Raw genomic sequence first — 11,808 nt, 5'->3', positions numbered from 1 at the left:
TCCAGAGACAGCACAGTGTGGCTCTGGAGCTTTTGACTATTTGCAAGAATTCACTTGTAGCTCGGTATAGCCAGTCGAGTCGTCCATCGCTCTGGTAAACTCAAGTTCTGGATAAGAATGGATGATCAATTCTGCGGTGGTGTCTATAACCGTGCCTTCCATTAAATGCCCGCCCCAGACTCGTCCATCACGATCAGACACCGAGATATGAACGTGCTGATGTTCAGGCGTCAGTGTTCCCATCACAGAGACGATTTCAAATGGCTCTTGTTTGGTTAACGTACACTCTGCACCTGCCAAACGAAGATTGAGGTCAGAGACACAGCCAACGCATGAGGCAATCGAGCCTGCTTTGATACCGTGCTTCTCGACCAATTTCGCTAGGCTCAGCTTTAAGTCCATGCCTTTGGTAAGACGAACTGCTATCACTTCAATCGACATATTACTTCCTAATTAAAACCAGCAAGCAGGAAAGCGCCGTATCCAAGTCTGCATAACGTTTGGCTTTGCCAAGTACGCGCATACCTTGCATGTTGTTGAGAACAAAACGAGCGAGCTCTTCTGGCTTAAGCGTTTTGGGCACTAAGGTTTCTTTCTGCGCATTAGTCAGCGCATCCGCAATGATGTCGATAAGATGGTCAAATAAGAAATGCCCTTTGCGCAGTACGTCATCGTCTTCGCCAGCGTGCTCAATCAACGCATTTTGAATAAAACACCCACAGTTGCGTTTGCGTTGCAGCTCAGCAAAAGATTTAAGGAACGATTCCAACTCGGGTAAAGACGCGTCGTCTTTTTCCAAATCATTCAGTGACGGTAGCGAGACCTTTTTCAAGTAAGTATCGAGCGCTTCGTAGTAGAGCTGTTGCTTGTCACCGTAGGTGTTGTAAAGACTGAAGCGGTTGATGTTCAACTCGTCGGTGAGATCAGAAATGGATGTATTAGCGAAACCTTTGCGCCAAAAAACGTCCATAGCGACTAATAGTTTTTCTTCTCGATCGAAGTTGGCTTTTCTTGCCATATGCGTACCTACCTGAGCGGTTTTTCTCAAACCACTCCTAAACTTATTGATCAACTTTTGGGAAATGAAGTTCTTGACTGATCGTTTATAAACTGGCTACAGTATATCCTAACCAATCGGTTAGAAAAAGAAAAAGGATATAAAATGAAGCTCTACGAAACCGCGATAACTCCAAGTTGTAAGCGAGTTAGCATTTTTTTAAAGGAAATTGGTGGCGATGTTGAACGCATCGCTTTAAATGTGCGTGACGGCGAAAATCTAGCGGAAGATTTCAAGCAAAAAAGCGTCAATGGAAAAGTGCCATTGCTTGAGCTTGAAGATGGCACGACGATTTGTGAGAGCGTCGCAATTTGTCGTTATCTGGATGAAGCGTTTGAAAATAATTTAGCTCTGTTTGGGGCAAACCAACTTGAGCGCGCGCAAGTGGAAATGTGGCATCGCGTGGTGGAGTTTCAAGGTCTGTATGCTGCGTTTCAAGCATTTAGAAACATCACAGCTATCTATGAAGATAGAGAGCGTTGTGTTAAAGAGTGGGGCGAAGAGTCCAAGCAACGCGTGCAAGAGTTTTTACCGTTGTTAGATAAGCGACTTGGTGAAAGCGAGTTCATTGCCGCTGACCATTTTACTATCGTCGATATTACAGGCTTTATTTTGATTGGTTTTGCAATTAAAGGCCTAGAAATCGATGTGTTTACTACTGCACCAAACATTGCGCGTTGGTATGAGCAAGTTTCAGCTCGGCCTGCATTTCTAAGTTGATGTACCAGCAGCGAGTAGATCATTGCTCGCTGCTATTGCCTTTCGAATTCACAAGGATATTCAAATTCTTCAGCTTTTTTCTTATTTTGTCTCCTATCGCCTATAATTGGAAAAACAACCTCAATGGGCTTCAATGCGTTTTAGAGCCTAGCGCTCTTAGTCTGTAGACGTTCTTTTCATAGTGGGAAGTCTATTAATAGACAAGGAAAGGTCATGCGTATTCAAGTTAAAACTATCAATAATGTTCTTATTGCTCTTTTAATGGTTTCGGTCTTTGGTCTCGTCGCGCTGTACCTCAATAACACACAGCAGAATGAACAGATTGAAAAACTGCAAAGTCAGTTAATAGAGAAAGAGCATCAGATATTAATCTCCAATGAGGCGCTGTCTTACACTCGATATCAACACCAGTTATTAGCTGAAGATTATAGTCGTTTTAGAAATGAGCAATCAGTGACTAGTGTTCTACGTTAGCGTGCCCGACTACCGTTTTAAGGAGGCGAATGAAATCCATTCTTTTGGTCGATGACAGTAAAACAGTACTACTTTATATCAGCAGTGCATTAGAAAAGCAGGGATATGAAGTTATTGCTGTTGAAGACGGACAATCCGCACTTGAAGTGCTGACTTATCGCAAAGATATTCAGTTTGTACTTAGTGACTTAATGATGCCTGGCATTAATGGTATTGAGCTGTGTCGGCAATTAAAATCACAAGTTAGCGAACGTTACATTTTCTTTGTTTTATTGTCCTCTAGAAATGACCAAAGCTCGATCGTGAAAGGCATCGATGCTGGCGCAGATGACTTTGTGGATAAGAAGACGTCTGTAGAGGAACTTCAGGCCAGAATCCGCGCGGGGTTTCGTACTTTAGAACTGCATAACAAACTCGTTGAGAGAAATAAAGAGTTAGATGCAGCCTATCGAATGATCCATCAAGATTTACAGTCTGCTAGTCACCTGATGGAGCAACTACTCCCAGCGGAGTCGTCGATCCAGAACATGCAATTTAGTTACGCCTACAAACCGTGCTCCCAGATTGGTGGTGACATGTTGGGGTATTTTGAGCTTGATGAACAACATGTCGCATTTTATGTTTTCGATGTTTCAGGTCATGGTGTTTCGTCTGCTTTGATGGCTTTTTCTATCCAACAGACGTTATCTCAAAATCTGGGACCTGATTCGATAACCATGGAGCTAAGAGATGGCGACTACTGTATCAGTGAACCAGCAGCCGTTATTGATCGGCTAAACCGACGGTATCAGCAAACTAGAAACAGTCAGCTTTATTTCACTATGGTTTATGCCATTCTTAATACAGAATCAGGACAACTTCGCTATTGTACTGCTGGTCATCCTAAATTCCTTGTTTGGCGAGCGAGCACCGAAACTACAGAGCTGGCGGGTGAAGACAACTTTATGATTGGCGCTTTGCAGCCGATGGAGTACGTTGATAATCAAATTATTCTGAGTGAGGGGGATGTAGTATGGCTTTATTCGGATGGTTTGGTAGAAGCGAGGAGAGGCGAGGCGATGTATTCAGTACAAAGGTTGGCATCAAGTATAAAAGCTGTTTGTACTTCGCAATTAGAAGCAGAAGTGCAGGCTAGATGTGTCTTTGAACAAGTACAATCTTGGCAGAACAAAGATGAGTTTGATGATGATGCGAGTCTTTTACAAGTAAGGTGGCGTGGCTGATAGCCTAGGGATAAAGGAAAAGAATGTTCCAGAGCGAGTTTAAACGAACTTACGGCGGATCCCTTACTCGCTCTCGAAGTGCGAGCAAAGAGGTTGCTAAGTTTTTAATGGATAATCAAGTATCGTTAAGTACGGCTCAGTCGTTGGAGCTTTGTGTTGTTGAGCTTATGAACAATGCTTACATCCATTCTTACAGTGAAATTGAAGGCAAGCCGATAGACGTGGAGTGTAGGATTAGATGTGACCAAATGTCAGATTTCATTGAACTTAGGGTTTCTGACTACGGAGCGTCAATCAATGAAATGACATTCAACCAACATAAAAATAAACAGATTGAGGCTCCTAACTTAATGGATGATGATAGTTGGTCTGCTTCAGGTCGTGGACTGATGTTAGTCGCTCAATTATCTGACCAGTTCAAGTTAGAAAAAGAGATTGGAAAAAACACGTTTGTTTTAGTGAAGAAGAACGGAGAAAAACTAACAACCAAGCAAGATCTATTCACCCCACCTGGTCCCTAGCGTTAATCTGACGGTTACGTTGTATATTATTGTTATTTTGTATTTGTGGTTGGTGAAGGCGACAATAATGCTTCCAACTCTTCTGGTGTCAGGATATCACTGATGTTTAGCATATTGCTCTCATCATCTAACGCCATCTTTGTACGACTAAGCAAGTACCTCTTTTGAGTTGGCGTTAAGTCTTTGAGAGACTCAATCAGCTCCTTGAAATTGCTATTGTTCATTGCCATATTTCCCCCAGTTAAGCCTTAATTTGTTTTATTGCATATTCTTCAAGTAAGCAAAGATTTGTTGATTAATGGCAGCTAGCTCTTTAGTAACTATAGCTATATCTGAGCTATCTGGCTCGTTATCGTTTCTTGTTTCTGCTTCTATTTTTGTGAAAACAATGACAGCGGTTTCTTCACCAAAGCTCTCTAGAATGCCCTTTAGACTGTGAGCCAATAAGTAGAGTTCCGGCCAACATTTGTTTGCGTACAACTCATTGATACGCTGTATGTCATTGGCGTGGTCTTCTAAGTATGTGGAAAAAACGGTGACGATAAGATCTACGTCGTTCTCCATGTATTTATTGAGAACATCAAAATTAATCATGTTTACCTCTGACTAACCGCGAGGTAGAAAAATGTATCGGATAGGAATGTTGAAGTGGGGGGAGTTGAGCGCTGAACAGTGTGCTTATCACTTGAGCTAGACTCATAAAAACAAAGTTATTGTTCGGTACACTTTGCCTTATATACAAGTGTCTATGATCTAATCTTTTGTGCAAAGCATTTTGCACTCGTGTCGTGGCAACACAAGTTACGTGATAGTGGGTTCCAAATAAAATGCTGGGTTGGGAACAGTCTTGTCTACCTAGTTTAAAGCAATCATCAAACAAGTAAGCCAAGCGCTCGCCAACTTTGACTATTCCTTCAGTCAAGGTCAACTCTCCTAATCGAGTACAAATACAAGCTAGCAACCTAGTTGCATAATGGCAAGTAGCTTGACGCAAAAAAGGGGCCTTGCGCCCCTTTTGTACAATTAGCTTTGCTTGGAGTCCTGTTCTACCTGCCTCATTAACTCGTTCGCTTTCTTCATTGCGCGCCTTGCGCTTGTGGTCCTTCTCTTATTGAGCAGTATGTCGGAGAAGCGCAGGTATTTATCTGCAGTTTTGAATCTCAAATCGTTAATATCTTGAAAACCGATAGGAAAGTTCTTCGAAAACTGATCAACATCTTTCACTAAGTTATCGAGGTGAGTTGTTGTTCTTGCCTTTTCTAGGCGGTAATAGAAGTTTTCAAATTCCTCTTGGAACAAAATTCGAGCAGCCTCGTCCGGAAATGGTAGAGGATCGTTAGAGTCTAGCGCGGTCTCATACAGTTTCATCTCGAGGACTGCATCTTTCATCGCGTTGCTTATTTTTAAGTTGTTTTGATGCTCTTCAACGTTTGAGAAGAAAGTATTCCCAACCTTAATTAGCGCAACAAGTGCTGCAGCATCTTTATTTTTGAGTGCTTCAGTTAGGTGTTTACCAAAAACATCGCTAGATAATGAGCTTGGTGTAAATGGGTAATCCTGATGAATTTGATTTAACTCATCTTTCAGTTCATAGATGGACTTACTGTCTTCTTCTTTACTGTATCGAGACTTTTCCAGTTGGCTATTGATTTGTCTGGCTATCGAAAGCAATGTGGAGTGCTTGCTTGATTGAATATCTAACGCCAGAACTTCAATTTTATGTGAGTCAGGGTAGTAGGCTTTTGCTTTGTTTAGTACAGACTCGATTTCATCATAATTTGGATAGTTGTTAGCATCAGAATTCAGAACCTGATCAATCTCAGATTCAAACTCACTTAGAAGGTAGCTCTTGTGCTGTCGTAGTAAGCCAGCTTTAATCACCGGGTGTAAGTTTTTCTCACTATTAATCAGTGACAAGCTTTTTTCTGGCGGTGTATCAAGCAACCATTCCTGCCCATTAATCTGATCATTTTGCTTGTTAATCGCTATTTCTAAATCAGAGATGGTTTCTTGTTGTTGTTGATAGCCAAATACGATTCCGGTAACCAATAGTACGCTTGCAGCTACACCGCTAACGATAGGCCAATATCGCATGTTCAACTTTTGTTTTAACTGATCTGGGGTAAGGTCTTTGGGGATGATGCCAGTTGAAAACACGCGTGCAAAGATAGGCCACTTAGATGCTGGCATATTAGCAGGTTTCGAGACCTTCATTTTCTTTTTGAGAGCTTCATTAACAGGAGTTCTTGAATAAGGATGCTTGCAACTCAATAACTCGTAAGCAATACAAAATAGCGCAAACATATCGTCGCTTAAGTTTGGTTCTTTACCCGACAACAAGTTGAGCGATGCGTAGTTTGGAGTATAGCCAAGAGTCTCCACATTTTCGGATTTACGTTTAGCTGCGTATTGATCTTGCTTTAATTGATGAGTTTTAGATACACCAAAGTCGAGTAATTTAACATTACCTTCAGACGTTAAAATGACGTTAGCGGGCTTTAAATCGGCATGCACGACACCAAGTGAATGGGCGTAAGACAGCGCGTCAAGTACCTGATTTAGAATCGATAAAGTTGCGTTAAACTTCAGCCCATGTGGCCTAGATCGTTGTATTAAATTCTCTAATGTTTCCCCGTTAATATATTCCATCACTAAGAAATATATTTCGCCATCGACACCAAAATCAAAAACCCTAATAATATTAGGGTGGCTTAATCTTTGTGTTTGCTGAGCTTCACGTATCAACATGCGTGCAGTCTCTGGTTGAGATGCAAACTCTTTTTGTAAAATCTTTAATGCTACGTAAGGGGCTTCTGAACCTGAAGATTCTAATATCTTATCTTTTGCCAAATAAACATCACAAAGTCCGCCATGGCCAAGAACCGACTCGATTTCATATCGATTTTTGACAGTTTTGCCTATTAAATTTTCTTTAATAACATCTTTGTCATTATTTGATGTGTTATTTTTATTGTTTACTTTCTTATTAACTAACGGAGTGTTTTCTTTTTGAGACAGTTTTGTATTTGTTTCATTTTTATTTTGAACGGAGCCTTCATTGCTAGCAACTTTATTTGATTGAATTGCATTGTCTCGTTTTTGAGTCTTTACAATTTTAGTTTTGTCTCCGCTATCATTATTATTTATAGAATTGTTTTTATTGCTGTCTTCCATCACAAGAACTCCGTATAAATGATGGGGGAATATATACCTTTCTGCTCAATGAAAAGTCATTATGTTAGAATTTCGCGGCCAAACTAACATTCGTTTTTTTATTGATGAAAGTCTAAGTGTCAAAAATTTGAACTTGGTTGGATAATTAAAATTGTTGAACAATACGTGATTGCTTTGATAAAAAAATGATTCATTATTCCGTGCATGATTTTCAATGGCAGATTTAAGATTTTTATTAATCTTACTGTTAATAAGAAAGTGACTAATAATAAAATTAAAAATAATATTTAGCAGGTCTTTGGCGAGGTTTACATGAAGTTGGTTTTAACCATAACAAGTTTTCACAAATTTACTCCAGAGATAGAGAGTGAGTTTGTGTTTGAATCAAGTGATGAGCATGCCAAGGTTACATTTGGTCGGTCTGAACAATGTGATTGGACACTGCCAGACCCTGAAAGAGTAGTATCTGGAACTCACGGAGAGCTCATCAAGTTTGGTGATAAATACTTGATAAAAGACTTATCAACTAATGGCACGTTTGTTAATAACGCTGTGACACCTGTGGGCCAAGGAAATGAGATTGCACTAAGCGACGACGATACGGTTAGTTTAGGGGATTACCAAATTTCAGTAAGTATTCAAACGAGCACTGAGGCATTCAATAATCAGGAAAGTAACTTTCGTTCCAGTTCAGAACCTGAAGCATTCTCGAGTTCATCTGAAGCAGAGTTTGTAGACCTCGGCCTTAGTGCCAGTGAGCTTTTGAATGAGAGTGTTCCTTCTGACTTTCAATTAGATATTGGCTTAGTCGATGATTTTATTGATATCCCCAAACCAGAAAAACAGAGTGTAGATCCTACACCTGTACCGGAAACCCCACGACAGCTAGAACGTCAACCAACTCCCAAATTTGATAGTAAAGGGAGCGAGCTTGCGGCGTTCATTAAAGGAGCGGGTATTGATCCAACGATGATTCCCAGCGATAACAGAGAGCAATGGTTTGAACAACTGGGGGAATCATTTTCTTTGATGTTAGTTGGTTTAATGGAAACGCTGCACAATCGAGCGGTATTTAAACAAACAAATCGACTTAGTCATACTGCGTTTCGGAAGTCAGAAAATAATCCTCTGAAGTTCTCTGCGAATTTAGAGGATGCAATTCATAACTTATATAACCGTCAAACTGCAAGTTTCCTAAAGCCAAGTGCAGCCATTAAAGAAGCGTTTAGTGATATAGAAAGTCATGAACAAGCGTTAATGAAAGGTGTTGAGGGTACGGTTTCAAGTGTTATGTCGCTTGTTGAACCTACGTCGATATACTCAGAAGCTTTAGCTAAAGACACGGTTATTAATAAGGTTATTCCAGCAAGGAAATATGCTCAAAGTTGGAAGCGGTTTGAGGATATTCATGAAAAGCTATCCGATGACATTATCAATAAAGAATCTCCATTTTATTTAGAAGATTTCGCTAAACACTATGAGTTAGCATTAAAAAATAAAAGCTAGGAAATAGGGTGATGAAAAGAGTTTATCAGTACATTTTGTTATTAATTTCAATGGTTTTATTTGGATGCTCAGCAGCCAATTTAGTTGTTGACCCATATTCAGATTTAGAAATAACAGCAAATCACAATATTAACCCTGACTCCAATGGTAGGCCATCCCCTGTAGTCGTGTATGTTTTTGAATTAACATCAAATACCCTTTTTGAAAGTCAGGATTTTTTTTCAATTTATGAAGAAAGTGAAAAAGTATTAGGCCCTGATTTAGTGAATAAATATGAAATATCATTAACTCCAGGTCAGAAAGAAACATATCAGGCAAGTATGTCTCCAAAGACTGAATACTTAGGCATTGTCGCAGCGTTTCGAGATATTGAAAATTCAAATTGGCGACAAGTCATTGAAGTGGATAAGACCGGTTACAACACCTATCAAATTCTGTTAGAAGATCTGTCTTTGGTCGTAAAATAACGTTTAGTTGGCTAATTATAAATGACGCAATACTCCAAGACGGCTTGGTGCGAAGGGATGTTTTTACGTCCCCAGCACTTTCAACAACATGAACGCGCAACCTCTCAAGAATTCAAAGGCTTACATCAGTTTGGTGGGGCTTATAATTGGGGGGTTTGGAAATGTCGAGTAAAAGAACATGCATTAAAAGATGGTCTGATTGAATTAGATCACTTTGAGGCAGTTTTGCCAGATATGACTCTGGTTAATACCTTAACAGCCAGCGATTCGGTTGTGCCTTTATTTATTGATAAAGACGTAGAAAATACGTTAGTAAAAATCACTCTTCCCCTTTCAAATATCAAAGGTAAAAATGTTTCTGATGTAAGTGAGGCGATCGTTTCTCGTTATGTACTTAAAGACGTTGACGTTATAGATAATCTCACTGGGCAGGATGAAGAAACGATTCAAGTCGCAGCCCTAAACCTGGAACTGAAAGCCAGCAATGACAAATTAGCGGGTTATGTTGAGTTACCGATTTTGAAAATAAAAGAGGTAACGGCAGAAGGCGAAGTAATACTAGACGATTCGTATGTTCCACCGCTTATCAATTTACTTAGCGACAAAGTTATGTCGGCTTACTTGCGTAACGTTATTGCGATGACAAAGATGCGTGCCGACGTTATTGCGCAGCGATTGATTAAGGGCAAAGCCGCCTCTGCATCTGCTGTTGATTTCATCATGCTACAAATGTTGAACAGGTATGAGGCGATGTTAAAGCACTTTAGTGACCTAGACAGGCTACATCCATTGGAATTAGCTACGACCCTGAAAGGTTATATTGGTGAATTAGCTACGTTTTCTGACAAAACCAAGAGGATGCCAAGCTTACTTACATACGATCACTTAGATGTATCAAGTGTTTATAGCGAATTGAATCAAGTTCTGAGTCAATATCTGAGCGTTGTCCTTGATCAAACAGCAAGCAAACTTCCTTTGGAGCCACGACAATATGGAATTCAAGTGACGCCACTTCCAGATAAGCGTTTACTTGAATCATGCCAGTTTGTGCTTGCGGTCAAAGCTGATACGACAACAGATGAAATCAGACGTTTAGTCCCGGCGCAGCTCAAGTTTGGACCAGCGGAGCAGATTCGTGATCTGATCAACAATCAGATTAATGGCATAAACGTAGCGCCATTGAGTGTAGTACCGAGGCAGATCCCTTACCAAACGGGTTATGTCTACTTCGAAGTAGTCAAGAAAGGCCCGTTTTGGATGAGGCTGAAAGACAGTGGTGGTATTGCGCTGCATTTATCGGGGCATTTTCCGAATGCTGACCTTGAGCTGTGGAGTATTAGTCAATAGGTGTGCTCAGTATGGAACAAACGATCGTAAAACCAACACCGGGTGGAAGAGCGCCCGCACCGAAACCACAATCAGAAAAGTCAGCAGATAATACGGTAGTTATCTCAAAAAGTCCTGAATTGGTGAATAACGATTCAGTGGTTGCTTATGGGAACAACCCTTTATTGGCAGAAGCAAATGGTCTTTTATCTATTATTGGTCAAATTCGAGCGACAGCAACTCATTCTGACCCGTTGTTTCTAAAAGAGACGTTGGCACAAAAACTTAGAGATTATGAGAACCGACTACGCCACCACGACGTTGATTTGGACACTATTGATACGGCTCGTTACTGTTTGTGTTGCTCGTTAGATGAAGCGGTGCTCAATACTAATTGGGGGGGGCATTCATTTTGGAGCCATGACTCATTGCTTAGTTCTTTCTATGCCAGCAGCCAAGGTGGGGAGGCGTTCTTTAAGTACCTTGATAAGTGCATGGCGCAACCAGATACAAATTTAGATTTGCTTGAATTGATGTACGTGTGCTTATCGCTTGGGTTTCTCGGCCAATATCGTTTGGAAAAAAACGGACTGGAGTCTCACCGAAAACTGAGAAGGCAGATTATCGCTATTCTTAAGTCTTACGGAAGAGGGATACCTCAAGAGCTAAGCAATAGTATCGAACAACACATTTTGAATGGCTCTAAGGCTTCCGACAGAGCTCCTCTCTGGGTTGTGTGCTCCGTAACGGCTGCATTATTGGTTTGTATATTTATGTATTTTAGCTATGAGCTAAACAAGGCTTCCAACCGCACCTTTTCTCAATTAGTCAATTTGGTTCAACCGCAACAGCTTAACCAAGATACAACGTCAGAATCAAAATCAGCGCCAATTGCAGAAAGGATCTCTATGTATCTGGCAACTGAGATCGGGAAGGGGCTAATCAACGTCGAGCCGTTGCAAGACAGGGTAAGAATTTCGTTAAAGTCGCAAGATCTATTTGAATCAGGTAGTGCTGATGTTGTCGCGTATATCCAACCCGTAATTTCTAAACTCGCTAGAACGTTGGAGTCTACCCAAGGCAAGATCATTGTGACAGGTCATACCGATGATAGGCCAATTTTCACGAGTAAATATCCTTCGAACTGGCATCTATCATTAGCTCGAGCTACTGCTATGTCTGAACAACTTATCTCGAATAGCGCACTAGAAGGTCGAGTCATACCAGAAGGGCTGGGTGATGCAAGACCATTGGTTGAAAACAATAGTGACGAAAACCGAGCTATTAACCGTCGAATTGAAATCGACCTCCTTGTCGCGAATTAATAACAGGTAGATAGA

General features: G+C 40.7%; 13 protein-coding genes. 8 read left to right on the top strand and 5 right to left on the bottom strand.

What is annotated here, in order from left to right; genetic code table 11:
* Positions 1 to 36 precede the first annotated feature (36 nt).
* Both ACWPOD_RS04170 and ACWPOD_RS04165 read right to left on the bottom strand, forming a co-directional pair.
* Positions 37 to 441, bottom strand: a complete 405-nt coding sequence (locus ACWPOD_RS04170; RefSeq protein ID WP_054868037.1) for a PPC domain-containing DNA-binding protein — start codon at positions 439 to 441, stop codon at positions 37 to 39.
* Position 442: 1 nt separating this feature from the next.
* Positions 443 to 1,018, bottom strand: a complete 576-nt coding sequence (locus tag ACWPOD_RS04165; protein WP_005395660.1) for a TetR/AcrR family transcriptional regulator — start codon at positions 1,016 to 1,018, stop codon at positions 443 to 445.
* Positions 1,019 to 1,162: 144 nt separating this feature from the next.
* Between ACWPOD_RS04165 and ACWPOD_RS04160 the strand changes: the two genes are divergently transcribed.
* The 4 genes from ACWPOD_RS04160 (at position 1,163) to ACWPOD_RS04145 (ending at position 3,995) form a co-directional block, all read left to right on the top strand.
* Positions 1,163 to 1,777, top strand: coding sequence for a glutathione S-transferase (locus tag ACWPOD_RS04160; RefSeq protein WP_047009249.1), 615 nt, complete (start codon positions 1,163 to 1,165; stop codon positions 1,775 to 1,777).
* A 213-nt stretch (positions 1,778 to 1,990) separates the two neighbouring features.
* Positions 1,991 to 2,251, top strand: coding sequence for a hypothetical protein (locus ACWPOD_RS04155; protein ID WP_005395662.1), 261 nt, complete (start codon positions 1,991 to 1,993; stop codon positions 2,249 to 2,251).
* A gap of 29 nt (positions 2,252 to 2,280) precedes the next feature.
* Positions 2,281 to 3,474, top strand: a complete 1,194-nt coding sequence (locus ACWPOD_RS04150) for a PP2C family protein-serine/threonine phosphatase (protein WP_167427563.1) — start codon at positions 2,281 to 2,283, stop codon at positions 3,472 to 3,474.
* Positions 3,475 to 3,497: 23 nt separating this feature from the next.
* Positions 3,498 to 3,995 carry an ATP-binding protein gene (locus ACWPOD_RS04145; RefSeq protein WP_053808346.1) on the top strand — a complete coding sequence of 166 codons (498 nt, stop codon included), beginning with the start codon at positions 3,498 to 3,500 and terminating at the stop codon, positions 3,993 to 3,995.
* A gap of 32 nt (positions 3,996 to 4,027) precedes the next feature.
* Here ACWPOD_RS04145 and ACWPOD_RS04140 read toward each other — a convergent pair whose 3' ends face one another.
* The 3 genes from ACWPOD_RS04140 to ACWPOD_RS04130 all read right to left on the bottom strand — a co-directional run bounded on the left by ACWPOD_RS04140 (position 4,028) and on the right by ACWPOD_RS04130 (position 7,169).
* Positions 4,028 to 4,219 carry a hypothetical protein gene (locus ACWPOD_RS04140; RefSeq protein ID WP_054868056.1) on the bottom strand — a complete coding sequence of 64 codons (192 nt, stop codon included), beginning with the start codon at positions 4,217 to 4,219 and terminating at the stop codon, positions 4,028 to 4,030.
* Positions 4,220 to 4,253: 34 nt separating this feature from the next.
* A complete protein-coding gene (locus tag ACWPOD_RS04135) occupies positions 4,254 to 4,589 on the bottom strand; it encodes an Hpt domain-containing protein (protein ID WP_005395669.1) in 336 nt (111 codons plus the stop codon).
* Between the two features lie 429 nt (positions 4,590 to 5,018).
* The gene (locus ACWPOD_RS04130) at positions 5,019 to 7,169 is read right to left on the bottom strand and encodes a serine/threonine-protein kinase (protein WP_167427562.1); all 2,151 of its coding nucleotides are present in this window, start codon (positions 7,167 to 7,169) and stop codon (positions 5,019 to 5,021) included.
* Between the two features lie 312 nt (positions 7,170 to 7,481).
* On the opposite strand from ACWPOD_RS04130, the gene tagH reads away from it, so the two are divergent.
* From tagH to tssL, 4 genes are read left to right on the top strand one after another with little or no spacing between them, the layout of a single operon-like run.
* Positions 7,482 to 8,675, top strand: coding sequence for a type VI secretion system-associated FHA domain protein TagH (tagH, locus tag ACWPOD_RS04125; protein ID WP_005395675.1), 1,194 nt, complete (start codon positions 7,482 to 7,484; stop codon positions 8,673 to 8,675).
* Positions 8,676 to 8,686: 11 nt separating this feature from the next.
* On the top strand, positions 8,687 to 9,142 hold the full coding sequence (gene tssJ / locus ACWPOD_RS04120; RefSeq protein WP_005395676.1) for a type VI secretion system lipoprotein TssJ: 456 nt from the start codon (positions 8,687 to 8,689) through the stop codon (positions 9,140 to 9,142).
* Positions 9,143 to 9,163: 21 nt separating this feature from the next.
* Positions 9,164 to 10,489: a type VI secretion system baseplate subunit TssK gene (tssK, locus tag ACWPOD_RS04115; protein ID WP_104972680.1), complete on the top strand. Its 1,326-nt coding sequence runs from the start codon at positions 9,164 to 9,166 to the stop codon at positions 10,487 to 10,489.
* An 11-nt stretch (positions 10,490 to 10,500) separates the two neighbouring features.
* On the top strand, positions 10,501 to 11,793 hold the full coding sequence (tssL, locus tag ACWPOD_RS04110; protein ID WP_046875354.1) for a type VI secretion system protein TssL, long form: 1,293 nt from the start codon (positions 10,501 to 10,503) through the stop codon (positions 11,791 to 11,793).
* Positions 11,794 to 11,808: the final 15 nt, after the last annotated feature.

Source organism: Vibrio sp. JZG120 (genome assembly GCF_053890955.1).
The sequence above is the reverse complement of the archived record's forward strand: the minus strand, read 5'-3'. Positions and strand labels throughout refer to the sequence as shown.

Bases quoted from the DNA above. Each gene is read 5' to 3' on its own strand.
- ACWPOD_RS04170 (WP_054868037.1), bottom strand. From the start codon at position 441: ATGTCGATTGAAGTGATAGCAGTTCGTCTTACCAAAGGCATGGACTTA.
- ACWPOD_RS04165 (WP_005395660.1), bottom strand. From the start codon at position 1,018: ATGGCAAGAAAAGCCAACTTCGATCGAGAAGAAAAACTATTAGTCGCT.
- ACWPOD_RS04160 (WP_047009249.1), top strand. From the start codon at position 1,163: ATGAAGCTCTACGAAACCGCGATAACTCCAAGTTGTAAGCGAGTTAGC.
- ACWPOD_RS04155 (WP_005395662.1), top strand. From the start codon at position 1,991: ATGCGTATTCAAGTTAAAACTATCAATAATGTTCTTATTGCTCTTTTA.
- ACWPOD_RS04150 (WP_167427563.1), top strand. From the start codon at position 2,281: ATGAAATCCATTCTTTTGGTCGATGACAGTAAAACAGTACTACTTTAT.
- ACWPOD_RS04145 (WP_053808346.1), top strand. From the start codon at position 3,498: ATGTTCCAGAGCGAGTTTAAACGAACTTACGGCGGATCCCTTACTCGC.
- ACWPOD_RS04140 (WP_054868056.1), bottom strand. From the start codon at position 4,219: ATGAACAATAGCAATTTCAAGGAGCTGATTGAGTCTCTCAAAGACTTA.
- ACWPOD_RS04135 (WP_005395669.1), bottom strand. From the start codon at position 4,589: ATGATTAATTTTGATGTTCTCAATAAATACATGGAGAACGACGTAGAT.
- ACWPOD_RS04130 (WP_167427562.1), bottom strand. From the start codon at position 7,169: ATGGAAGACAGCAATAAAAACAATTCTATAAATAATAATGATAGCGGA.
- tagH (WP_005395675.1), top strand. From the start codon at position 7,482: ATGAAGTTGGTTTTAACCATAACAAGTTTTCACAAATTTACTCCAGAG.
- tssJ (WP_005395676.1), top strand. From the start codon at position 8,687: ATGAAAAGAGTTTATCAGTACATTTTGTTATTAATTTCAATGGTTTTA.
- tssK (WP_104972680.1), top strand. From the start codon at position 9,164: ATGACGCAATACTCCAAGACGGCTTGGTGCGAAGGGATGTTTTTACGT.
- tssL (WP_046875354.1), top strand. From the start codon at position 10,501: ATGGAACAAACGATCGTAAAACCAACACCGGGTGGAAGAGCGCCCGCA.